The sequence below is a fragment of the Neopararhizobium haloflavum genome (assembly GCF_002750855.1).
GTDB lineage: Bacteria > Pseudomonadota > Alphaproteobacteria > Rhizobiales > Rhizobiaceae > Georhizobium > Georhizobium haloflavum.
This window is the reverse complement of the sequence record NZ_NWUC01000001.1, coordinates 546,573-568,898: the sequence shown is the minus strand read 5'-3', so window position 1 is coordinate 568,898 and position 22,326 is coordinate 546,573. Positions and strand designations below refer to the sequence as shown.

Genomic DNA, 22,326 nt, shown 5'->3' with positions numbered 1-22,326 from the left:
CGGGTGCGCAACGGCCATGAAGAAACGCCGGTGCCCGCGCATATGCACATTCAGGAGACAAAAGGCATGAGAGCCTTGCTTTCCCTTATGAGCGCGTTCGCCGTTGCCGCGACGCTCATGCTGCCGGCGACGATCGGCGCAAAGGCCCAGACGCCAAGCGCCAGCCAGCTCTACCAGACCGTCGACTACCGCCGCGGCGGCCGGCACTACGGCGCGCGCCGCTATCACGGCCCGCGGCGCCACTACGGCCACCGGCGCCATTATGGCCCGCGCTACGGCCACCACCGGCGCTATCGCGGCCCCTCCGTCGGCGTGATCATCGGCGGCGGCGTGCCATATTACCGCCCGGCCCCGCGCTACATCGCGCCGCCGGTCGTCAGGCCCGTGCGCCCGGCCTACGGCCTTGGCCGCGCGCATATCGACTGGTGCTATGCGCGCTATCGCTCCTACCGTGCCTCTGACAACACCTTCCAGCCCTATCACGGCGGACGAAGGGCCTGCTATTCGCCCTATAGCTGACGAGAAAAGCCGGACCCCAAGGGCCCGGCTTTTTGCTTTTCCCGTGCCGCAAGACGGCAGGCGCGCAAGGCCAGAACGGACGTGGATAGCCCCACGGCCGGACAGCCCGTCAGTTCTTCGACTTGTCGACCAGAGCGTTGGACTTGATCACCCCGCGTCGCCGCAGGCGCGCAAGGCAAGAACGGCCGTGGATAGCCCCACGGCCGAACCGCCCGTCAGTTCTTCGACTTGTCGACCAGAGCGTTGGACTTGATCCACGGCATCATGCCGCGCAGCTTCTCGCCGACTTCCTCGATCTGGTGCGCGTCGTTGTTGCGGCGGATGCCCTTGAAGCGCGCCATACCCGAGCGGTACTCCTGCATCCATTCGGAGGTGAACCGGCCGGTCTGGATGTCCTTCAGCACGCGCTTCATCTCCGCCTTGGTCTCCTCGGTGATGATGCGCGGACCGGAGACGTATTCGCCCCATTCGGCCGTGTTGGAGATCGAGTAGTTCATGTTGGCGATGCCGCCCTCATAGATCAGGTCGACGATCAGCTTGACCTCGTGCAGGCACTCGAAATAGGCCATTTCCGGCGCGTAGCCGGCTTCCACCAGCGTCTCGAAACCGGCGCGGATGAGTTCCACCAGACCGCCGCAAAGAACGACCTGCTCGCCGAAAAGGTCGGTCTCGCATTCTTCCTTGAAGTTGGTCTCGATGATGCCGGACCGGCCGCCGCCGACGCCGCAGGCATAGGACAGGGCCAGATCGAGCGCGTTGCCCGACGGGTTCTGGTGAACCGCGACGAGGCAAGGCACGCCGCCGCCCTTCTGGTATTCGCCGCGCACGGTATGGCCCGGGCCCTTCGGCGCGATCATCAGGACGTCGACCGTGTCCTTCGGCTCGATCAGGCCGAAATGCACGTTGAGGCCGTGCGCGAAGGCGATCGCCGCACCGTCGCGGATGTTGGCGGCGATGTGGTCCTTGTAGATGTCGGCCTGGAGCTCGTCCGGCGTCGCCATCATCATCAGATCGGCCCAGCCGGCGGCATCGGCGACCGACTTGACCGCAAAGCCATCGGCCTCGGCCTTCTTGGCCGTCGCCGAGCCTTCGCGCAGGGCGATCACGATGTCCTTGGCGCCCGACTCCTTGAGGTTCAGCGCATGGGCGCGGCCCTGGGAGCCATAGCCGATGATGGCGACCTTCCTGGACTTGATGAGGTTGAGATCGGCATCACGATCGTAATAGACGCGCATTATCGGTTCCTTCCCGTTTCTTTGAGGTTTCAGGTGAGTGTGCGCAGGCGCGGCCGCGTCTGCACTGGTCTTGCTTCAGGCGCATAGAGCGCCAGGAATTGTCGTGTCGCCCGCGCCGCGTCGGCGATGATCGCCGCCTCGTCCATGGCGAGGGTGTCGCCGAGCAAAAGCCGGATCTGGACGTCGCGTGCGATCAGGCCGAAAAAGGTGCGAAACGCCTCCTCCCTGTCGTCAAAGGCGATCAGGCCTTTCTCCGCACCGGCCTCCAGCACCGGCATCATCCGCTTTCCAAGCGCGAATCGGCCGTGACGCAGAACGATGTCCCCGAGCGTGCTGCGCGCCGCGCCGGCATGGCTGATGGCGACCCGGTTCAGCGCGATGGAGCGCTCGCCGGAAATCACGCGAAGCCAGTTGGCCGCGTACTCCGCAAGCCGCGCTTCCAGCGAACCTGCGTCGAGCGTGTTGCGGTCGAAAGCGGCGACGTGAACCTTCGACGCCTGCCACTGAACGGTCGCGCTCAACAGGCCATCGCGGTCGCCGAACCATTTGTAGAGCGTTTCCTTGGAGCAGCTGGCCCGCCTTGCAACGGCGGTCATCGTCACCGCGTCGCCGATCTCGACCAGAAGCGCCAGCACGACGTCGAGCACCGCCTTCTGGCGCTCCGTCCATTCGCCTGCCCTGTCTGTCGTCTCGTCAGCGATCATCAAACCGTACCGTACGTTACGGTTCGGCTGTAGCGCCCACAGCCCATGCGAGTCAACCCGGGGTCGGGCGAATGCAATCAATCGATCCGATCCGTGGAACCGTTATCCGAGCCGGGCGGCTAGTTTCCGCATGCCTTGAGAAAACGCCGGACGGTTTCAGCCATGCCGAATTCAAGGGCATCCGCCGTCAGTCCATGGCCGATCGAGACTTCCGCAAGGTACGGGATGCGGTGAACGAGTGGCGGCAGGTTGGCGACTGTCAGGTCATGCCCGGCATTGACCTCAAGACCAACCTCCCTTGCCGCGTCCGCAGTCTTTCCCAGCATTTCCAAGGCGTTCGACGCTTCTGCGGAATCGTCGTGGTAGCCGCCATAGGGCCCGGTATAGAGTTCGATGCGCGCTGCCCCCGTCGATTTTGCAAGCGCGACTGAGTCCGCGTCGCCGTCCGGGTCGGCAAACAGCGAAACGCGCATTCCACGCCGATTCAACCGCTCAACGATCGGCGACAATTGATTGTGAACCTTGCGGAAATCCCATCCATGGTCCGACGTGGCCTGAGACGGGTCGTCGGGCACCAGCGTGACCTGCTCGGGCTCGATCCGCTCGACGAGGTCGAGAAAATCATCCGTCGGGTAGCCCTCGATGTTGAATTCCGCCCCGGGGAACGAATCGTCGATAAGAGCCCGGATTTCGGGAAGATCGCTGAAGCGGATATGGCGCTGGTCGGGGCGCGGATGGACCGTCAGCCCGTGCGCACCCGCTTCCAGCGCAATGCGCCCGAGATGGGTGACGCTGGGCCAGGGCAGGTCGCGCCGGTTGCGGAGCATGGCGACGGCGTTGAGATTGACGGACAGCTTCGTCGTCATGGGGAACTCCGGATCGATGCGCGGGGCTTTTCCCATATACCAGCCTCGCCGACCCTGCCAACAAGTCGCTTGGAGCGCAGAGGCGAAAGACGTAATTTAGCGGTCTCACATCGCGGGAGGAGTACCGTGATCTTCGTTTCTGAGACTGAGCGGGACGGCCGCATCGAGTACCGCGATACAAAGCGCTGGCTCTGGCTGATCTCGGTGATCGCCCCGATCGTTCCCGGCTTCGGAGCGGCGATGCTGATGGCGACCGGCAACCTCGTCTGGTCGGTCTTCGCGGTTGGTTTCTACTACATCGCGCTGCCGCTCGCCGACACGCTCGTCGGCGAAGATCCACACAACCCTCCCGAAGCGATCGTCGACCGGCTGTCATCGGACAATTTCTACCGTGTTCTGCTCTACCTTTCGATCCCGGTCTACTACGCCAGCTTCCTGCTCTCGGCCGTCGCGATCGGCACGATGCAGCTACCGGTCTGGGCGTTCGTCTTCCTGACGCTTGGCGCTGGGATATCATCCGGAACAGCGCTGACGGTGGGACATGAACTCGGCCACAAGAACAGCCGGGCCGATCGTTTTGCGGCCAAGCTCATCAACGCGCTTTCGGGCTACGGCCATTTCTGCATCGAGCACAATCGTGGACATCACGTTCATGTCGCAACGTTCGAGGATCCAGCCTCGGCGCGCCTCGGCGAAAGCCTCTACCGGTTCGCCGCGCGCGAACTGCCCGGCACCGCATCACGCGGCTGGGCGCTCGAGTGCACCAGGCTGGCGAAAAAGGGAATCGGCTTCTGGAGCGCGCATAACGACCTTCTCCAGGGCTACGCGATCACGGCCCTCATCGCGCTCGTGCTGATCTGGCTTTTCGGCTGGATCATGCTGCCTTTCTTGTTGATCCACCATCCATTCGCCTGGAGCCATCTGACCATGGCGAACTATGTGGAGCACTATGGACTGTTGCGCAGCAAACGCGCTGACGGACGCCCGGAGCCATGTACCCCGCGCCACTCCTGGAACACCAACCACATAATTTCGAACCTGATGCTGTTCCACCTGCAGCGCCATTCCGATCACCACGCCAATCCCATGCGGCCCTATCAGGCGCTGCGCGATTTCGAGGACCTGCCCCGCCTGCCGGTCGGTTATGCCGGTTGTTTCGTCCTCGCGGCGATCCCGCCGATCTGGTTCCGCTTGATGGACCCGAAGGCCTTGGCGTGGGCCGATGGGGACCTTGGCAAACTCAATGTCGATCCCAAATGGCGCAGCTGGTATGCGCGGCGGCAGCAGGCGACGCGCGTTTCCGCCTGATCACCGCACGATCGTCAGACGTTCCGCCGCCCGCGTGATCGCGGTGTAGAGCCAGCGCTCGCGCGTATCGCGGAAGGCGTAGCTTTCATCGAACAACACGACGTTGTTCCACTGCGAGCCTTGCGCCTTGTGCACGGTCAGCGCGTAGCCGTAGTCAAAATCATCGAACCGCTTCTTGGTGGACCAGGGGATTTCCGCTTCCGGATTTTCGAAGGCAGCCTTGAGCAGACGTATCTTGGCGGAGCCGCGGTCCATGTCGTCGTCTTCCGGCTTGACCAGGAGGTTGATGCCGGGCTTCGTCGTTTCCTTGGAGGATGTCATGACAGTCCAGAGCGATCCGTTGAGAAGCCCCTTCGCCTGATCGTTCCTGAGGCAAACGAGCTTGTCTCCCGATTGCGGGTGTGCGGCGGTAAAGCCCTTCAACTCCCGAAGCCGCTGGTTGTAACGCCGGCGCGTCCGGTTGACGCCGAGCAGCACCTGATCGGCCGACAGAACGAGATCGCTGGTGACGTCCGACTTCGCGATGATCTGCGCGCTGCCCCAATCACCATGCATGAGTTCACGGCCCTCGCGCACATGCATCGCCAGTTCGATGATCGGATTGTCGCGCGCCTGGCGATGGATTTCCGTCAGCAAGCAGTCAGGTTCGGCATCGGTGAAGAAACCACCGCCGGAAATCGGCGGAAGCTGGCCGGGGTCTCCCAGAACGAGAATGGGCGTCCCGAAGCTCATGAGGTCGCGGCCAAGCGCCTCGTCGACCATCGAGCATTCGTCGACGACGATCAGCGCAGCTTTCGCGACCGGGCTCTGCCGGTTAAGCGAGAACATCGGGGAAATCGAGGTCTTGCCGGTCTCCTCGTCCTCCACCGCCTCCTCGCCGCGCGGGCGGTAGATCAGCGAATGGATGGTTTTCGCGTTCGATGCCCCGCGCGAGCGCAGGACCTGCGCTGCCTTGCCGGTGAATGCCGCGAACTGGACGTCGCCGTCGACGTTTTCCGCGAAATGGCGCGCCAGTGTCGTCTTGCCGGTCCCGGCATAGCCGAACAGCCGGAAAAGCGGCGAGCGGCCCTCCTTCAGCCAGCGCGCAACCGCTTTCAGCGCCTCATCCTGCTGGGGTGAAAAATCCATGCGGCTCTTGTTTCAGATTCGCGCACGCCGCGCCACGCTCAACGCAGCATCGGCCAGAGCGTCGCCGCCAGAAGGACGCCCATCGTGATGTTGAACCATTTCAACCTCACGGGGTCGGCGAGGAAGCGGCGCAGAACCATGCCGAACCCGGTCCATACAAGGACGCTCGGCAGGCTGACCAGTGCAAATGCGGCCGCGACGATGATGACGGACACAAAAACGGCACTGGGCGTGGCATAGAGCGACATGGCCGTGACCGCGACCACCCAGGCCTTCGGATTGACCCACTGGAAAGCCGCCGCCTGCCAGAATGTCATGGGACGCGCCTCGCTCGTGGCATCGCCCATGGACCGGCTCGTTCCGATCTTCCACGCGAGATAGAGCAGATAGGCGCCGCCCGCGACCTTGAGCGCGAGATGCAGCGCCGGATAGGCGAGCAGGATCGCGCTGAGCCCGAAACCGACGGCCAGAAGCAGCGACACGAATCCTGCCGTGATGCCGCACATATGCGGCACCGTCCGCCGGAAACCGAAATTGACCCCTGACGCCATCAGCATGAAATTGTTCGGGCCGGGCGTCATCGACGAAACCAGCGCCAGAACGGTCAATGCCAGTGCGGATTCAGCGGTCATGCCAACTCGGGGTGACGGATCTTCAGGATGAAGGACTCTAGGTCAGCATCCTTGACCTAAAATGACCCCTCCCGTCCAATCGCATTTGTTCAATCGAACATCAGTAAGGCTGATCGGGCGATCAGCTGTCGATGCCGCGATTCATGGCCGCCACGCCGGTGCGGCAGACTTCGATCAGGCCGAGCGGCTTCATGGTGGCAATGAACTGTTCGATCTTGGAGACGCGTCCGGTGATCTCGAAGATGAAATGTTCGATATTGGCGTCGATCACCTGTGCACGGAAGGCATCGGCCAGGCGCAGCGCTTCCATGCGATGCTCGCCCTTGCCGCGAACCTTTAGGAGGCACAGTTCGCGCTCCAGAGGCTTGTCGTGCCCGAGTTCACGTGCACGCACCGTCAGGTCGCGGACATTGTGGACCGGAACGATGCGCTCGAGCTGGGACTTGATCTGCTCGAGCACGTGCGGCGTGCCCCGCGTCACGATGGTGATGCGCGAGAGATGCTCCTCATGCTCGGTTTCCGAGACGGTCAGGCTTTCGATGTTGTAGCCGCGGCCGGAGAACAGCCCGATGACGCGCGCCAGCACGCCGGGCTCGTTGTCGACCAGGACGGAGAGCGTGTGGGTTTCGCGGGTCTCCGTCTCCTTCTCGATGAAATAGGCCGAGCCGGTGGGTTGATGCTGTGCGTTCATGGTCTCGAAGTCTCTTCGTTTGTGGGTGATGTTGCGGATGCGGCCGGAAGGCCAAGCCGGACCGTGGCAGGCGCGCGCGATGCGCCCCGCGCCACCGCTATGCCGACGAGTATGAGGAAAAGTGCGAGCCAGGCCCGGGGCTGGGGCATTTCGCCGAGGATGACGATCGCCCAGAAGACGCCCATGATCGGCACCAGCAGATTGACCTGTCCGAAAAAGCCGGCGCCTTGCCGATCGATCACCTGAAAGACGAGCAATGCCGCGACGGCGGTGGGGAAGATGCCGAGCAGCAGGACGGCAAGCAGCGTCTGGCCGCCGGGCGCAAGCAGCCATGGCTGCTCGAAAGCGAGTGCGATCGGCACGATGCCGAGCGCGCCGGCACCGAGGATCGCGGCGCCGAGCGCCAGCCGGGGCTGGCCGATGAGCCGGCGCGTCAGGATGGCACTGATGCCGTAGCATATGGCAGCCGCCAGTATGGCCAGTTGGCGAATGCCGTCCTGCCCGAGATCGCGCAGCAAGGCAGGGCCGACGAGCACCACCAGACCGAGGAAACCGATGGAAACGCCGATCAGCTTGCGAAATGTCAGCGTCTCATTCGCGAAGACGTGCGCCATGACCAGCGTTGCGATCGGCATGATACCCATGAGGATAGAAGCGAGGCCGGCGTCGACCAACTCCTCGCCCCAGGCGATAAGACCGAACGGCGCGGCATTGCCGACGAGACCGACAAGCAGGATCAAGGCGATCGTCGACCCGTCGCGCGACAGGCGCCCGCCCCCCGTGACACGCGCGATGAGGCCGAGAAAGACCGCACCGAGCACAAGGCGCGCGGCGGTGATCGTCGCCGGCGGCATCTCTGAAAGGGCGATCTTGATCAGTATGAACGATCCGCCCCACAGCGATGCGAGCAACAGCAGGAGGCCATAGTCGATGGTGCCGGGCGATGCCGTTCGGGCACTCATGTCGACGCCTCCGCTACCGATGCCGCAATCCGCCTCAAACCAGCGACCGCCCCTTGGCGTCGATCGCGTTGGCAACAGCTTCGTCGGTCGCCTCGTCGGGCAGGAGCATCTCGTTGTGCGCCTTGCCGGACGGGATCATCGGAAAGCAGTTGGCAAGATTGGCCACCCGGCAATCGAAGATGACCGGACGCTTGACGTCGATCATCTCCTCAATCTTGTCATCGAGTTCGCCCGGCTTCTCGCAACGGATCCCGACGCCACCATAGGCTTCCGCCAGCTTGACGAAATCGGGCAGTGCCTCGGTATAGGAATGGGACAGACGGTTGCCGTGGAGCAACTGCTGCCACTGGCGCACCATCCCCATATATTGATTGTTGAGGATGAAAATCTTGATCGGCGCCTCGTACTGCACCGCGCACGACATTTCCTGCATGGTCATGAGAACCGACGCATCGCCCGCGATGTCGATCACCAGACTTTCAGGATGGGCGATCTGGACCCCGAGAGCAGCCGGCAGGCCGTAGCCCATGGTTCCAAGACCTCCCGACGTCATCCACCGGTTGGGCTCTTCGAACCCGTAGAACTGGGCGGCCCACATCTGATGCTGGCCGACTTCCGTGGTGATGTAGGTGTCGCGGTCCCTTGTCAGCTCGTAGAGACGCTGAACGGCGTATTGCGGCATGATGACGTCGCGGTTCTCCGCATAGGCAAGCGAATTGCGCCCACGCCACTTGGCGATCTGCGACCACCACCCCTTCATCGCCTCGGCATCGTTCTTCTGCGACTGCGCCCGCCATAGCCGCACCATATCCTCCAGAACGTGTTCGACGTCGCCGAGGATGGGGATGTCGACCCGAACGTTCTTGTTGATCGAGGACGGATCGATATCGATGTGAATCTTCTTGGAATGCGGCGCGAAGGCGTCGAGCCGCCCAGTGATGCGATCGTCGAACCGCGCACCGATGCACAGCATCACGTCGCAATCGTGCATCGCCATGTTGGCTTCGTAAGTTCCGTGCATGCCTAGCATGCCCATCCAGTTCTTGCCGGAAGCGGGATAGGCTCCGAGCCCCATCAGCGTCGAGGTGATGGGAAAATCGGAAAGCTTCACGAATTCGCGCAACAGGTGGCACGCTTCCGGCCCCGAATTGACGACGCCTCCGCCGCTGTAGATCATTGGCCGCTTGGCCGAAGCCAAGAGTTCGACGGCAGCCTTGATCTTGGCAAGATCACCCTTGACGCGCGGCTGGTAGCTCTTCTGTTCGATCACCGGCGACGGCGCGTGATAGGTGCCGGTGGAGAACTGGACGTCTTTCGGAATATCGACCACGACGGGGCCGGGACGGCCCGATTTCGCAATCCGGAATGCCTCGTGCATGACCCGCGACAATTCATTGACGTCGCGAACCAGCCAGTTGTGCTTGGTACAGGGCCGCGTGATGCCGACCGTATCGCATTCCTGGAACGCGTCGGAGCCGATGAGCGTGGTGGGAACCTGCCCCGTGATGCAGACGAGCGGAATGGAATCCATCAACGCATCCTGAAGCGCAGTGACGGCGTTGGTGGCGCCCGGCCCCGACGTCACGAGCATCACGCCGACCTTGCCGGTCGAGCGCGCGTAGCCCTCGGCCGCGTGCCCTGCCCCTTGCTCATGCCGCACGAGGATATGCTGGACATCCTCCTGCTGGAAGATTTCGTCGTAGATCGGCAGAACCGCGCCGCCCGGATACCCGAACACATGCTGAACGTCATTGTCCTTGAGCGCCTGGATCACCATTTCCGCGCCCGTCATCTGCTGACCCGCCATGGCACGGCCGGCCGGTTTGGCTTTCGTTTCTGTCATCGTCGCTGTCATGGCTTGCATTCCGTGTCTTCAAGGTCTGTTCGATGGCCGCTGGGCCGGGCTCAAGGCATAAAAAAAGGCTCCTGAGGAGCCTTGGGTCGCGCATGGGTGGCTGACGCCGGATGGTTACACCATCCTGCCCATGCGCCGTCCCACCACGATAAGAATGTTTCCGATCATGCCCGTCTCGTAAACGCAAACTGCGTGGCGGTCAACTCTTGGCGAACGATTTGAAGCTTCGCCCGAGCCGGGCGGTCTGCGCCACTGCCACAACCAATTCTTAAGGCTGCCCGCTCTACTGTCGAGTTTGGACAAAACCGGGATGCTTCCGTGACCGACCTCAGCCGCACGCCGCGCGTCGACGAGAGCACCACGCCCGACCGCCGGGCGGGGCGAAATCCGCGCGAACGGCTGCTCGGCCGCGTCGTCGCGTGCAGCGGGTCGCGCGCCACGATCTGTGCGCTGGCCGAGCAAGGCGATGTCGCGCTGGCAGAACTCTGGTCGGTCGGCCGGCTGATTTCCATCAAGGTTGGCGAGAACCGTGTCGTCGCCCTCGTCTATTCCATGGGAACGCAGGGCCAGGACTGGCAGGACGCCAACGACACCGTGATGCATTTCGAGGTCGAGCTGGTCGGCGAGATCAAGAATGGCGCCGATAACAAGCCCGTCTTCAGCTCCGGCATATCGCAATATCCCCATCTCGGTGCGATCGCTCACCGCATCCGCACTGCCGACCTGTCGGCGATCTACGACACCGGACGGGACGAGAATGCCGTGATCGGCAAGCTGACGCAGGACGATACGATGGATGCGCGCATCCATATCCCCTCGCTGCTGACGCGCCATTTCGCGGTGGTCGGCACCACAGGCGTCGGCAAGTCGACCGCCGTGTCGCTGATCTTGAAGAAAGCGATCGCGTCGAGCCCGGACCTGCGGGTTCTGATCCTCGATCCGCACAACGAATTCGCCGCAGCCTTTCCCGATACATCGATCGTCATCGAGACGGACACGCTCGACCTGCCCTTCTGGCTCTTCCGGCTGGAGGAATTCGTCGAGGTGCTGTTTCGCGGCCGTCCGGGCGTGCCGGAGGAAATCGATGCGCTGCGCGACCTGATACCAGAAGCCAAGCGCGCATTTCGCGGTGCGGCCGACAACGCGCTCTTCCGCCGCAGTACGGACAAGTCCTCGCTGACGGCCGATACCCCCGTCCCCTATCGCATGGCCGATCTTCTGGCACTGGTCGACGAGCGACTTGGCCGTCTGGAGGGACGCACCGAGAAGCCACATCTGCGCGCGCTCAAGGTGCGCATCATGTCGGCGATCAACGATCCGCGCTTCCACTTCATGTTTTCGTCCAACACGATCAACGACACGATCGTGGAGACGCTCGGCCACATCTTCCGCATTCCGTGCAACGGACGTCCGATCAGTTGCTTCCAACTAGCCGGCATACCGTCGGAAGTCGTCGATTCCGTCGCTTCGGTTCTGTGCCGCATGGCATTCGAGATCGCGCTGTGGAGCAATGGCGGCGTGCGCATCCTCGTCCTGTGCGAGGAAGCGCACCGCTATGTCCCGGCCGATCCCAACCTCGGTTTCGTGCCGACACGCCAGGCCATTTCCCGCATCGCCAAGGAAGGCCGCAAATACGGCGTATGCCTCGGCGTCGTCACCCAGCGGCCCGGCGAACTTGATCCCACGATCCTGTCGCAATGCTCGACGGTCTTCGCCATGCGGCTGGCCAACGACCAGGACCAGGAGATCATCCGCTCGGCGATCCCCGATTCGTCCGCATCGACGACGAGCTTCCTGTCCGCGATCGGCAATCGCGAGGCGATCGCCTTCGGCGAAGCGGTGGCCGTGCCGATGCGCATGATGTTCGAGACCATCCCCGAGCAGATGCTGCCCAAGGCAAACGGCTTCGTGAAGGGCGAGACGAATGCCGATGTCGATCTCGACCTTCGCTCCATCGTGCAGAAGATGCGCCACATCGCCGCCAATGAGGCAGCCCCGACAGCGCTGCCGCAGGCTGGCTCGGAGACCCTGGCACCGACAGCGCCGCAGCCTCAGCCGGGCGATGGCCCGTTGCCGCAGCGACGCTTCAGCGACCGGCAACAATCGATCGCCGGCGAACATGCGACGCGCACCGGCTACAGGCTTCCCGACACAGCGCCGGCGCCGGCACGCGATCCCGCCGTGCGTGCCTCGCTGTTCAAGAAGCCCCTCGGAAGCATTTTGAAATAGGACGCCCTGCAGCCGCCGCTGGCGCGAGGGCGATGGGCTGCCTCAAGCGCAGACGCGGTTGCGGCCCTGCCGCTTGGCCTCATAGAGCTGGCTGTCGGCGCGCTTGTAGAGCTGATCGCCATCCTCCTTGCCATCCCACAATGCGACGCCCGCACTGACGGTGATGCGAAGCGTCACGTTGCCGGTCCGGACCGTCAGCGTGCCGATGGCATTGCGGATCCGGTCCGCCAGTCCGTAGAGCTGGGCATTGGAGACATTAGGCGAGAGAACCGCGAACTCCTCGCCGCCAAGACGGGCGACGACATCATGGTATCGTGTGAACTCGGCCAGACAGGCCGCGATCTGGCGAAGGACTTCGTCGCCGATGTCATGGCCATGCGTGTCGTTGACCTGCTTGAAGTGGTCGATATCGATCAGGATCATGCCGAGCGGCTTTTCGATGCGGTGGAACGCGTTAAGATACTCGGCCAGCGCATCGTCGAAATAACGGCGATTGAACAGACCCGTCAGCGGATCGGTGACCGCCGCATATTCCAGCGTTTCGGACCGGGCGCTGAGCGTCGCCGTCATGCGCCGCAATTCGCCTTGTTCCCGAAGACCGCGCCAGATCATCGGATAGACCAGAAAGACGCTGCACACGATCGAGAGACCGGCGAACATCGCGCTGAGAAAGGTCTGACGGTAGATCCCGTCGAGAGCGACGCGACCGCCATCCTGCATCGACGCATCGATGACGCGAAATGCGCCCCAGCTGTAAAAGCCCGTCAGGCCGATGAAAACCACCAGCAAGAAGAAGAACAGCTCAGCCTTATGAAGCCGCATCGATCTGGTCATGTGTAATCGCGTGCTGATTGCAGTACGGGCAGTTTAGATCGATATTATTGTCGTCAGATTAACCCGGCCGTCTCATTTGATCGCATCCGGGCCCGGGACCGTTTCCCAACCCGCATCGAAGCGATTGCGAAACCAGGTCGACTGCCGCTTCGCGTAGCGTCTGGTGGCCGCGCTCGATCGCTCGATCGCGTCGGCGAGGCTGGCAACGCCGGCGATGTGATCGCCAAGCTCGCGCACGCCGATCGCCTTCATCACCGGCAAGGCCGGGTCGAGATGGAGAGAGCGCAAGGCGCGCACCTCCTCCAAAGCCCCCTGGTCCACCATCGCCGCAAAACGCGCCGCGATCGCCGCGTTGAGGTCATTGCGTTCCGGCATCAGCAGGAGGCGCCGGGTGCGATCGGGTTGAAGCAGCGCCTGGCCGGATGTTCGCTGGAAGCTTCTGATCGAGCGACCCGTCGCCGTGAGGACCTCCAACGCGCGCACGATGCGTTGACCGTCATTGACCGACAGTGTGGCAGCTGTTTGCGGATCGCGCGCGGTCAAAAGCGTGTGAAGGCTCGCTGCGCCTTCCGCTGCCAGTCTCGCGCGCCAGTCGGACCGCACGTTATCCGGGATGGCGGGCATTTGCGACAAGCCGCCGAACAGCGCCTCGAAATAAAGTCCTGTTCCGCCGACGATGATCGGCAGGGCGCCGTCGGCCCGCAGTGCGTCAAGCGTCGTTTTCATGTCGGCCAGCCAGCGCCCGGTGGAATAGGCCTCGCCAGCCGACACATGGCCGTAGAGATGATGCGCGATGCCGCCCATGTCCTCTTGCGCCGGTCGAGCGGTCAGAATGCGGAGCGTATCGTAGACCTGCATGGAATCGGCGTTGACGACCGCGCCCCCGAGCCGGTGTGCCAGGCGCACGGCAAGCCCCGACTTGCCGCTGGCAGTCGGTCCCGCTATCACGATCGCATCCATCTGACCTCCGGAGTAGTGCCGCCCATGGCCCTTGTCGCCACGCTTATCGCCGATCCCGCCAATCCGTCCGTATCCTCCGATCTTGCCGAAGGCACGGCGGAAGCGCTTGATGCGTCCGGCCTTTCCTGGCTGGCCGACGGCGTGGCCTGCGATATCGCACTGAAAGACGGGACCGACAAGGCCGCGGTGCAGCGCGAGATTGCCGAACACATCGGCGAGGCGCCTGTCGACTGCGTGATCCAGGAGGCCGAAACGCGGCGGCGCAGGCTGCTCATCGCGGACATGGATTCAACGATGATCGGCCAGGAATGCATCGACGAACTGGCCGACGAGATCGGCGTGAAGGCACACGTGGCGGCGATCACCGAACGCGCGATGAATGGCGAGATCGCCTTCGAACCGGCGCTTCGCGAACGGGTCGGTCTTCTCAAGGGGCTTCCCCTTTCCGTCATCGCCAAGGTGATCGCCGAGCGCATCACGCTGACGCCGGGCGGGCGCGAACTCGTCGCCACGATGAAGAAACAAGGGGCCTACACCGCCCTCGTCTCGGGCGGCTTCACCGCGTTTACCGAGAAGGTCGCGGACCAGCTCGGCTTTGACGAACACCGGGCGAACACGCTGATATCGGAGGGCGGTGTGCTGGCCGGCGCGGTGCAGGAACCTATCCTCGGCAAGCAGGCCAAACTCGACGCGCTGATCGCGCTCTGCGCCGATCGGGGCATTGCCCATGACGAGGTCATGGCCGTCGGCGACGGCGCCAACGACCTGGCAATGATCGAGCGCGCCGGAGCTGGCGTTGCGCTGCATGCCAAACCGGCAGTTGCCGCACGTGCCGGGTTTCGCATCGACTATGGCGACCTGACGGCGCTGCTGTACATGCAAGGGTATCGCCGGACGGATTTCGTCACATGATCCCGCTCAAGACCGATCGCTTGGTCATACGCAACTGGCAGGAAGGCGACCGGGATCTGTTCCACGAGATCAATTCCGATCCGCAGGTCATGCAATATTTCCCGTTCCGCCGCGACCGGTCCGCATCGGACGCCAAGATGGATGAACTGCGCGACCAGATCGAAGAGCGCGGGATGGGGTTCACCGCACTTGAACTGAAGGAAACTGGCGAAACGATCGGCTTTGCCGGATTGCACCGCGATGCCCTCGACATCTTTCCGCCTGAAACGATCGAGATCGGCTGGCGTCTCGCAGTGCGCCATTGGGGCAAGGGTTACGTCACGGAGGCCGGCCGCGAATTGCTGCGCTGGGGCTTCGAAGACCTGAAACTGCCGCGGGTCATCTGTTTCGCGGTGGCCGGAAACGCGCGGTCGATCGCCGTCATGCATAGGCTAGGTCTGCGTCCAAGGGCCGAACTCGACTTCGACCACCCTCTCGTCGACGAGGCGCGGCCCGATCTGCGGCGCCATGTCTTCTACGAACTGACGCGTGAACAATGGCTGGCGGACCGCCACGGCTCTGCGGCTGCGAACGGGTGAGCCGTCCGCAGCCGCCGATCTGAAAATCGCCGCAGTCAGTCCATGCGCAGCGTGACGAAACGCAGCTCGCCGGAGGCATTTGCGATCATCAACAGCGCGTTGCGGCGCCCCTCTTCGCGCAGAGCATCGATGCGCGCCTGCGCCTCATCGGGGGTACTGACGCTTTCCTGCGCAATTTCGACGATGACTTCGCCGGCCGCGATCTCCTTGTCCGCCGCTTCGGACTCCGGATCGACCTCGGCGATCAGCACGCCCTCGACATCCTCTCCGATGGAAAACTCGGTGCGCCGGTCCTCGGTGAGTTCGTCGAGCGACAGGCCGAGAAGCTCGACAGCCGAATCTTCCGGCGCCTCGCCCGCTTCGCCGCCGTCATCGGATGTGGTGGCTTCCGCCAGGTCCTCACCGTCTTCCAACCGGCCGAGCGTCACCTTCACCGTGGTTTCCTCGCCATTGCGCAGGATCAGGACGTCGACCTCGTCGCCCACGGGACTTTCCGCGACGATCCGCGGCAGGTCACGCATGTCGTCGATCGGCGTGCCGTCGAATTCGAGGATGACGTCGCCGGGCTCGATCGTGCCGTCATCGACCGGGCCGCCATTGATGACGCCGGCAACGAGCGCGCCGCGCGCCCGCTGCATGTCGAGACTTTCGGCAATTTCGTCGGTGACGGGCTGGATGCGCACGCCGAGCCAGCCGCGCCGCGTCTCGCCGAATTCACGCAGCTGATCGATGACGTTGATTGCCAGCTCCGAAGGGACCGAAAAGCCGATGCCGATGGAGCCACCCGTGGGCGAGATGATCGCCGTATTGATCCCGATGACCTCGCCGCGCATGTTGAAGAGCGGACCACCGGAGTTGCCGCGATTGATCGCCGCGTCGGTCTGGATGAAGTCGTCGTAGGGACCCGCGTTGATGTTGCGCCCGCGCGCCGAGACGATCCCGATCGATACCGAGCCGCCGAGGCCGAAGGGGTTGCCGATCGCCATCACCCAGTCACCGATCCGCATCGTTTCGGAATCGCCGAACTCGACATGATCGAGCGGTTCCGCCGGATCGACCTGCAAGAGGGCGAGATCGGTTTTCGGGTCGGTGCCGACGATTTCAGCCGTGAGCGAGGAGCCATCGGCGAAATTGACCTCCACCTCGTCGGCCTGCTCGATCACGTGATTATTCGTGACGATCAGGCCATCCTCGGAAATCACGAAGCCGGAACCCAGCGAATTGACACGCCGCGAGCGCGGCACGGGCGGCGTCGGGCCGCCTTCCTCGCCGAAGAACTCGTCGAAGAAATCCTGAAAGGGCGAGCCTTCCGGTATCTGCGGCATCGGGGTGTTGTTGCTCTGGTCGACCTGCTGCGATGTCGAGATGTTGACGACGGAATCGAGCAGGCCCTCGGCGAGGTCGGCAACCGAGGAGGGTCCGGCCATCGGCGTTTGCGGAGCGGGATCCGCCATTTCCTGAGCCCCGGCCGGCAGTGTCGTCGGCAGGCCGAACGCAAGCCCAATGGCCGCCGTCAGCATCAGACGGGAAGCACAAAAGCGTTGCCCGTTGCGTATCATTGTCATGCGTTCTCCCTCGTTTTGGATCCGGCTCACTGCCGGAGGGCAGCAGCAGATACGATCTGCGTCAAGCGCTAAACCCGAATTAGGGCTCGCGCGCGGCAAGGCGAGTGCCGCGACGCCGCTGGACGCTATCCCTTGACCAGCCATACGAGGAATACGCCGAACATGACGGATGCCAGCCCGAACCCTCGCAACTGCTGATCGGTCAGTTCCGGCAGACGCGCCGCCATCGCCCGCACGAAATAAGGGGCCAGTGCGTACACCAGCCCCTCGATAACCAGAAACAGTCCGATTGCGACGAGTATGTCGGTCATCGTGCCCGGACTACTGTGTGGCGCCCGTCGACGGCTCGCTTGCCACTGGCGGCTGGCCCGGAGCGAGCGGCGGCGTTGCTTCTTCGCCAGGTGCCACTTCGACGTCCTCGCCGTTGTCGGCCGTATCCGTCTGCGGCTGTGACGGCGTGTTGTCGACGACGCTCGGAATGCTGCCACCGGTCGCATTGCTGAAGAACCGGAAGAACTCCGAATCCGGTGACAGGACCATCGTCGTTTCCGACGACTGGCTGAGTGCTTCCGCATAGGCGCTCATCGAGCGGTAGAAGTCGAAGAACTCCTCGTCACGCGAATAGGCTTCGGCATAGATGCGGTTCCGTTCGGCATCGCCTTCACCTCGGATGATCTCGGCGTCGCGGGTCGCTTCCGAGACGATCTCCACGACCTGACGGTCGGCGACGGCGCGAAGGCGCGCCGCACCCTCACGACCGCGGGCACGAATGAGTTCTGCCTCGGCCAGACGCTCGGCGATCATGCGCTCATAGGTCTGCTGCGAGACTTCCTGCGTCAGATCCGTGCGGCGGATGCGCACGTCCTCGATCTGAAGACCAAGGTTTTCCGCATCCTGACGCAACTGGTTGCCAACCTCGGCCATCATGGATTCACGCTCGTCGGAAAGCGCGGCCTCGAAGCCGCGAAGGCCGTAGACCCGGCGCAGAGCCGAATCGAGACGTGTGCGCAACCGTGCCTCGGCCGAGACGATATCGCCGGAGACGGCCTGGCGGAACCGCGCCGCATCGGCGATGCGGTAGACCACGAAGGCGTCGACGTCATAGAACTTGCCACCCGAAACCTGAACCCGGATGTCGTCGAGATCGAAGCGCAGATTGCGGTCTTCGACCTTCTGAACGCGGTCGGCGTCGAGGAAAGTGAACGGCAGCTTGAAATAGAGCCCCGGCTCGGTCTTCACGTCCTGAATCTCACCGAAGCGGACGACGATAGCCTGCTCGCGCTCGTTGACGACGAAAATCGACGAATAGACCGTGAAGATCGCAACAACGAGAACGATGATGATGATTGGAAGTCGGCTCCCCATTATTGGCTTCCTTCCTGGGTACGCGCCTGCTGGTCCTGAGCACGGCGATTGATCTCGGGCAGCGGCAGGTAAGGCACGACGCCCTGCCCGCCATTCTGTTCGACGATGAATTTATTGGAATCGCGGAAGACGCCTTCCATCGTTTCCAGGAACATGCGCTTGCGCGTGACGTCGGGCGCCGCTGCATATTCGTTGTAGATCGAAACGAAACGCTGCGATTCACCCTCTGCGGTGTTGACGACGCGGTCACGATAGGCCGCCGCCGCCTCACGCACCTGTGCCGCCTCACCTCTGGCCTGGCCAAGTTGCTGGTTGGCGTACTGGTTCGCCTCTTCCACGAAGCGGTCCTCGTCCTGCTCGGCGCGCTGGACCTCGTCGAACGCATCCGCCACTTCGCGCGGCGGCGCAGCGTCCTCGATCGAGACGGTGTTGATCGCGATGCCGGCCCCGTAGCTGTCCATCGTATTCTGGATGGTATCGTTGACTTCGCCGGCGATCGCCTCGCGGTTGTCGCGGAACACATCCTGCGCAGGGCGCCGACCGACGACCTCGCGCATGGCGCTCTCGGCAACCTGGCGCAGCGTGTCTTCCGGACGCTGGACGTTGAACAGATAGGCTGCGGGATCGGTGACGGAATAAAGCAGCGAGAACTGGACGTCGACGATGTTCTGGTCGCCGGTCAGCATCAGGCCCTGGTTGGCTCCTTGCTGCGAGCCGCCGCCGATATTGATCTGGCGCTCGACGATCGTCGCCTTCTCGACCGTCTCGAACGGCCAGAAGTGGAAATGAAGGCCCGGCATCGAGACTTCTTCCTTCGGCTGACCGAAGCGCAGTTCGATGCCGCGCTCGTCCGGCTGAATGGTGTAGACGGACTGGAACACCCAAAGGCCCACCAAGGCGATGCCGATCAGACCCAGCATGGCCGGGCTGCCGCCACCGCCACCGCCGGGCAATGCATTCTTCAGACGGTCCTGTCCCCGCCGGATGATTTCCTCTAGATCGGGCGGCCGATTGCCGCCACCGCCACCGCCGCTGGGGCGCTGCGGTCCCTGGCCCCAAGGGCCGGGATTGTTGCCTCCACCGCCGCCCCAAGGGCCGCCGCCGCCGTTCTGGTTACTCCAGGGCATTCAGTCCTCATCCTGTTGGAAGCGCCGCCGCTGTACCGGAAATACTCTCGGAACCGGTCACCAGTACACGCATTCTTATCGTTATGTCGTAATTGCGTTATAGGTGTGACGGCCCTGCCTTTCAACGCATGCAGGAGACGGCCATGGATGATTTTGCGTCGCAATAGCCCATTCACGGCCCGCTGCGGCGATAGACCGCGTACCGTGTCGGCTCGCTGTCCTTGGCACTGACCGGAATCGACACTTCCTCCATCAGCGACCAGTCGCTCGGATCGATCGAGGGAAAATGCGTGTCGCCGTCGGGCATCGCCTCGACGTGGGTGACGTGGAGCCGGTCCGCATAGGGCAGCGCCATCTGGTAGATCTCGCCGCCGCCGATGATGAAATACTCGTCCTTGCCGTCGCTGCGGGCTTGGTCTCGGGCCCGGCGAAGCGCTTCGCGGATGTCGCTGACGACGGTGACGTCGGTTGCCGTGAAGCTGGTATCGCGCGTCAGAACGAAATTGCTGCGTCCCGGCAGCGCCTTGCCAATCGCCTCGAAGGTCTTTCGCCCCATGATGATGGGCTTTCCCATCGTCAGCGCCTTGAAGCGCTTCAGGTCGGTCGACAGCTTCCAGGGCATGTCGCCCTTCCGCCCGATCACGCCGTTGGCCGCGACGGCCACGATGATGGAAACCGCTGGGTCGATCATACCGCGACCTTCGCCTTGATGTGAGGGTGCGGGTCGTAGTCGCGCAATTCGAAATCCTCGATGGTGAAAGCAAAGAGATCGTCGACCTTAGGATCGATCGCCATCTTCGGCAGCGGGCGTGGCGGGCGCGTCAGCTGCAGGCGAGCCTGCTCGAAATGATCGGCGTAGAGATGGGCGTCGCCAAGGGTATGGACGAACGTCCCCGGCTTCAGGCCGCTCACCTGCGCGACCATCATGGTCAGCAAGGCATAGGAAGCGATGTTGAACGGGACGCCGAGGAATATGTCGGCCGAGCGCTGATAGAGCTGGCAGGACAGTCGGCCGTCTGCGACGTAGAACTGGAATAGGCAGTGGCATGGCGGCAACGCCATGTCGTCGACCAGCGCGGGATTCCATGCCGTGACGATCAGACGGCGCGAATTGGGATTGATGCGGATCTGCTCGACCACATTGGCGATCTGGTCGATATGCCCGCCGTCCGGCGCGGGCCAGGAGCGCCACTGGTATCCGTAGACGGGTCCAAGGTCGCCGTTGGCATCCGCCCAGGCATCCCAGATGGAAACGCCATTGGCCTTGAGATAGGCGATGTTGGTGTCACCCTTCAAGAACCAGAGCAGCTCATGGATGATGGATTTGAGATGCAGCTTCTTGGTCGTCAGCAGCGGAAAACCGTCGGCGAGGTCGAACCGCATCTGATGGCCGAAGACCGATCGCGTGCCGGTGCCCGTCCGGTCGGAGCGGTCGGCACCGGTCTCCAACACATGTTCCAACAAATCCTGATACTGCTTCATCGCCGCCCATTCCTCGGTTCAATCCGCGCGATCCTAGGCCTTCGGCGCGCAAAGTGCACCAAGGCGAAACGGTTCCCCACAGATCGCGATATGACTTGCGACGAATCCATGCGTGAGAACAAGGCGATGCCCTTTCATTCTGCGGGGCAACGTCCTATATCTGGCCTGTCGCTTCGGCGACTATGGCAATAAACGGGCGATGCAATAAGCTCTTCGGACCCGGGGGCGGTACCCGGCGCCTCCACCAGGAACCGGCGCGGACAGCGATGTCCCGGCCGGCTGCTGCTGGGGGCGAAATAGGATCGACGGGGGTGTAAAGATCGACTTTTTGCCCGGCATGATACCACCGTTATCGGGTCAAACTTGTAGTTGCAAACGACAACTATGCAGAAGCTCGTCTCGCCGCCTAAGGGCAGCGCGACAGTTTCAATTAAAGCCCTAGTCGGTATGCTCGGCTAGGCGGGGTCCGGAGGCACCTGGCAACAGAAGCCTCCACCTAATCCAGAATTTGCTCTATACACGATTTCCATACCGACTCGTTTGTCGGCAGTTGCGTTGACCGGAGAGAATTGACGTCCATGGTGCAGGATCACATCCGATACGATATTCTGGCGCAGGATGCGCTGCGCGGCGTGATCCGCAAGGTTTTGACGGAAGTCGCGGCCACCGGATCGCTGCCGGGGGACCACCATTTCTTCATCACATTCATGACCAACGCGCCGGGCGTTCGCATCTCGGCGCATCTGCGCCAGAAGTACCAGGACCAGATGACGATCGTCGTCCAGCATCAATTCTGGGAACTGAAGGTCACCGAAACCCATTTCGAGATCGGGTTGTCATTCTCCGATACGCCGGAAAAGCTGGTCGTCCCCTTCTCCGCAGTGCGCGGCTTTTATGACCCTTCCGTGAACTTCGAACTCGAATTCGACACGGCGATGGGTGAAGGCGAAGACGGCGAGGACGATTACGCCGACACCGTTTCGGATTCGATCGATGCGCTTGTCGAGGATCATCTCAAGGATGACGGCAATGTCGACCTCGACAAGGTGACCGGCGATGCTGGCGCCGGCAACGGCGCCAAGAGCGACAAGAAATCCGGAGCAGACGTCGTTTCTCTCGACTCCTTCCGCAAGAAGAACTGAGCGGCGACGGCGCGATGGCAGCCGAGATCGTCAATTTGCGGACCATGCGCAAGCGCAAGAAGCGGGCCGAGGACGATGCGGCGGCAGCACAGAACCGCATCAGCCACGGTCGGACCAAGGCGGAACGGCGCCGGACCGACGCTGAAAACACGCTTGAAGCACGCCGCCACGAAGCCGGACGCCTCGACACGGACGACAAGCGCTAGGGTCCTTCGTCTCTACACGCAAGCAG

General features: G+C 63.0%; 23 protein-coding genes and 1 other RNA gene. 8 read left to right on the top strand and 16 right to left on the bottom strand.

All coding sequences use genetic code 11. The annotated features are described in order from the left end of the window. The first annotated feature begins 66 nt into the window (after positions 1 to 66). On the top strand, positions 67 to 519 hold the full coding sequence (locus CN673_RS02840) for a BA14K family protein (RefSeq protein ID WP_099865034.1): 453 nt from the start codon (positions 67 to 69) through the stop codon (positions 517 to 519). 215 nt (positions 520 to 734) lie between these two features. Here CN673_RS02840 and ilvC read toward each other — a convergent pair whose 3' ends face one another. From ilvC to CN673_RS02825, 3 genes are all read right to left on the bottom strand, one after another. Further along, on the bottom strand, positions 735 to 1,754 hold the full coding sequence (gene ilvC, locus CN673_RS02835) for a ketol-acid reductoisomerase (protein ID WP_099864693.1): 1,020 nt from the start codon (positions 1,752 to 1,754) through the stop codon (positions 735 to 737). Between the two features lie 29 nt (positions 1,755 to 1,783). Continuing rightward, positions 1,784 to 2,458 carry a TetR/AcrR family transcriptional regulator gene (locus tag CN673_RS02830; RefSeq protein WP_099864692.1) on the bottom strand — a complete coding sequence of 225 codons (675 nt, stop codon included), beginning with the start codon at positions 2,456 to 2,458 and terminating at the stop codon, positions 1,784 to 1,786. A 119-nt stretch (positions 2,459 to 2,577) separates the two neighbouring features. Then, positions 2,578 to 3,324 carry a pyridoxine 5'-phosphate synthase gene (locus CN673_RS02825; protein ID WP_099864691.1) on the bottom strand — a complete coding sequence of 249 codons (747 nt, stop codon included), beginning with the start codon at positions 3,322 to 3,324 and terminating at the stop codon, positions 2,578 to 2,580. Positions 3,325 to 3,450: 126 nt separating this feature from the next. Between CN673_RS02825 and CN673_RS02820 the strand changes: the two genes are divergently transcribed. After that, entirely contained in the window at positions 3,451 to 4,632 is a 1,182-nt protein-coding gene (locus CN673_RS02820) for an alkane 1-monooxygenase (protein ID WP_099864690.1), read from the top strand. Here the strand turns inward: CN673_RS02820 and CN673_RS02815 are convergent, their stop codons facing one another. The 5 genes from CN673_RS02815 to CN673_RS02795 all read right to left on the bottom strand — a co-directional run bounded on the left by CN673_RS02815 (position 4,633) and on the right by CN673_RS02795 (position 9,852). Beyond that, complete coding sequence (locus CN673_RS02815; RefSeq protein ID WP_099864689.1) at positions 4,633 to 5,760, bottom strand: ATP-dependent DNA helicase; 1,128 nt, start codon at positions 5,758 to 5,760, stop codon at positions 4,633 to 4,635. Positions 5,761 to 5,798: 38 nt separating this feature from the next. Then, positions 5,799 to 6,392 (bottom strand): LysE family translocator, encoded by a 594-nt coding sequence (locus CN673_RS02810; protein WP_099864688.1) that lies wholly within the window; start codon positions 6,390 to 6,392, stop codon positions 5,799 to 5,801. A 121-nt stretch (positions 6,393 to 6,513) separates the two neighbouring features. After that, positions 6,514 to 7,083 (bottom strand): acetolactate synthase small subunit, encoded by a 570-nt coding sequence (ilvN, locus tag CN673_RS02805; RefSeq protein WP_099864687.1) that lies wholly within the window; start codon positions 7,081 to 7,083, stop codon positions 6,514 to 6,516. Further along, entirely contained in the window at positions 7,080 to 8,045 is a 966-nt protein-coding gene (locus tag CN673_RS02800; protein ID WP_099864686.1) for a DMT family transporter, read from the bottom strand. The genes ilvN and CN673_RS02800 overlap by 4 nt, the downstream gene beginning before the upstream one ends. A gap of 34 nt (positions 8,046 to 8,079) precedes the next feature. Continuing rightward, the gene (locus CN673_RS02795) at positions 8,080 to 9,852 is read right to left on the bottom strand and encodes an acetolactate synthase 3 large subunit (RefSeq protein ID WP_099865033.1); all 1,773 of its coding nucleotides are present in this window, start codon (positions 9,850 to 9,852) and stop codon (positions 8,080 to 8,082) included. A 366-nt stretch (positions 9,853 to 10,218) separates the two neighbouring features. Between CN673_RS02795 and CN673_RS02790 the strand changes: the two genes are divergently transcribed. Further along, entirely contained in the window at positions 10,219 to 12,129 is a 1,911-nt protein-coding gene (locus CN673_RS02790) for an ATP-binding protein (protein ID WP_099864685.1), read from the top strand. A 42-nt stretch (positions 12,130 to 12,171) separates the two neighbouring features. Here CN673_RS02790 and CN673_RS02785 read toward each other — a convergent pair whose 3' ends face one another. Together CN673_RS02785 and miaA are read right to left on the bottom strand one after the other, a co-directional pair. Further along, positions 12,172 to 12,951 carry a GGDEF domain-containing protein gene (locus tag CN673_RS02785; RefSeq protein WP_099865032.1) on the bottom strand — a complete coding sequence of 260 codons (780 nt, stop codon included), beginning with the start codon at positions 12,949 to 12,951 and terminating at the stop codon, positions 12,172 to 12,174. Positions 12,952 to 13,035: 84 nt separating this feature from the next. Next, the gene (gene miaA, locus CN673_RS02780) at positions 13,036 to 13,923 is read right to left on the bottom strand and encodes a tRNA (adenosine(37)-N6)-dimethylallyltransferase MiaA (protein WP_099864684.1); all 888 of its coding nucleotides are present in this window, start codon (positions 13,921 to 13,923) and stop codon (positions 13,036 to 13,038) included. Between the two features lie 24 nt (positions 13,924 to 13,947). Between miaA and serB the strand changes: the two genes are divergently transcribed. After that, the gene (serB, locus tag CN673_RS02775; protein ID WP_099864683.1) at positions 13,948 to 14,835 is read left to right on the top strand and encodes a phosphoserine phosphatase SerB; all 888 of its coding nucleotides are present in this window, start codon (positions 13,948 to 13,950) and stop codon (positions 14,833 to 14,835) included. Continuing rightward, complete coding sequence (locus tag CN673_RS02770; RefSeq protein WP_099864682.1) at positions 14,832 to 15,413, top strand: GNAT family N-acetyltransferase; 582 nt, start codon at positions 14,832 to 14,834, stop codon at positions 15,411 to 15,413. Before serB ends, CN673_RS02770 begins: the two co-directional genes overlap by 4 nt. Before the next feature lie 35 nt (positions 15,414 to 15,448). Here CN673_RS02770 and CN673_RS02765 read toward each other — a convergent pair whose 3' ends face one another. The 6 genes from CN673_RS02765 to CN673_RS02740 all read right to left on the bottom strand — a co-directional run bounded on the left by CN673_RS02765 (position 15,449) and on the right by CN673_RS02740 (position 20,952). Continuing rightward, positions 15,449 to 16,972 (bottom strand): DegQ family serine endoprotease, encoded by a 1,524-nt coding sequence (locus CN673_RS02765; protein WP_370853002.1) that lies wholly within the window; start codon positions 16,970 to 16,972, stop codon positions 15,449 to 15,451. A gap of 131 nt (positions 16,973 to 17,103) precedes the next feature. Further along, positions 17,104 to 17,289: a DUF2065 domain-containing protein gene (locus CN673_RS02760; RefSeq protein WP_099864680.1), complete on the bottom strand. Its 186-nt coding sequence runs from the start codon at positions 17,287 to 17,289 to the stop codon at positions 17,104 to 17,106. A gap of 10 nt (positions 17,290 to 17,299) precedes the next feature. After that, a complete protein-coding gene (hflC, locus tag CN673_RS02755; RefSeq protein ID WP_099864679.1) occupies positions 17,300 to 18,343 on the bottom strand; it encodes a protease modulator HflC in 1,044 nt (347 codons plus the stop codon). Continuing rightward, a complete protein-coding gene (gene hflK, locus CN673_RS02750; protein WP_099864678.1) occupies positions 18,343 to 19,470 on the bottom strand; it encodes an FtsH protease activity modulator HflK in 1,128 nt (375 codons plus the stop codon). The genes hflC and hflK overlap by 1 nt, the downstream gene beginning before the upstream one ends. Positions 19,471 to 19,642: 172 nt before the next feature. Continuing rightward, complete coding sequence (locus tag CN673_RS02745; RefSeq protein WP_099864677.1) at positions 19,643 to 20,161, bottom strand: dihydrofolate reductase; 519 nt, start codon at positions 20,159 to 20,161, stop codon at positions 19,643 to 19,645. Then, the gene (locus CN673_RS02740; protein WP_099864676.1) at positions 20,158 to 20,952 is read right to left on the bottom strand and encodes a thymidylate synthase; all 795 of its coding nucleotides are present in this window, start codon (positions 20,950 to 20,952) and stop codon (positions 20,158 to 20,160) included. Before CN673_RS02740 ends, CN673_RS02745 begins: the two co-directional genes overlap by 4 nt. A 128-nt stretch (positions 20,953 to 21,080) precedes the next feature. Between CN673_RS02740 and ssrA the strand changes: the two genes are divergently transcribed. From ssrA to CN673_RS02725, 3 genes are all read left to right on the top strand, one after another. Next, positions 21,081 to 21,449, top strand: a transfer-messenger RNA (tmRNA) gene (gene ssrA, locus CN673_RS02735). Between the two features lie 81 nt (positions 21,450 to 21,530). Beyond that, entirely contained in the window at positions 21,531 to 22,094 is a 564-nt protein-coding gene (locus tag CN673_RS02730) for an SspB family protein (protein WP_099864675.1), read from the top strand. A gap of 14 nt (positions 22,095 to 22,108) precedes the next feature. Next, the gene (locus CN673_RS02725; protein ID WP_099864674.1) at positions 22,109 to 22,300 is read left to right on the top strand and encodes a DUF4169 family protein; all 192 of its coding nucleotides are present in this window, start codon (positions 22,109 to 22,111) and stop codon (positions 22,298 to 22,300) included. Positions 22,301 to 22,326 lie beyond the last annotated feature (26 nt).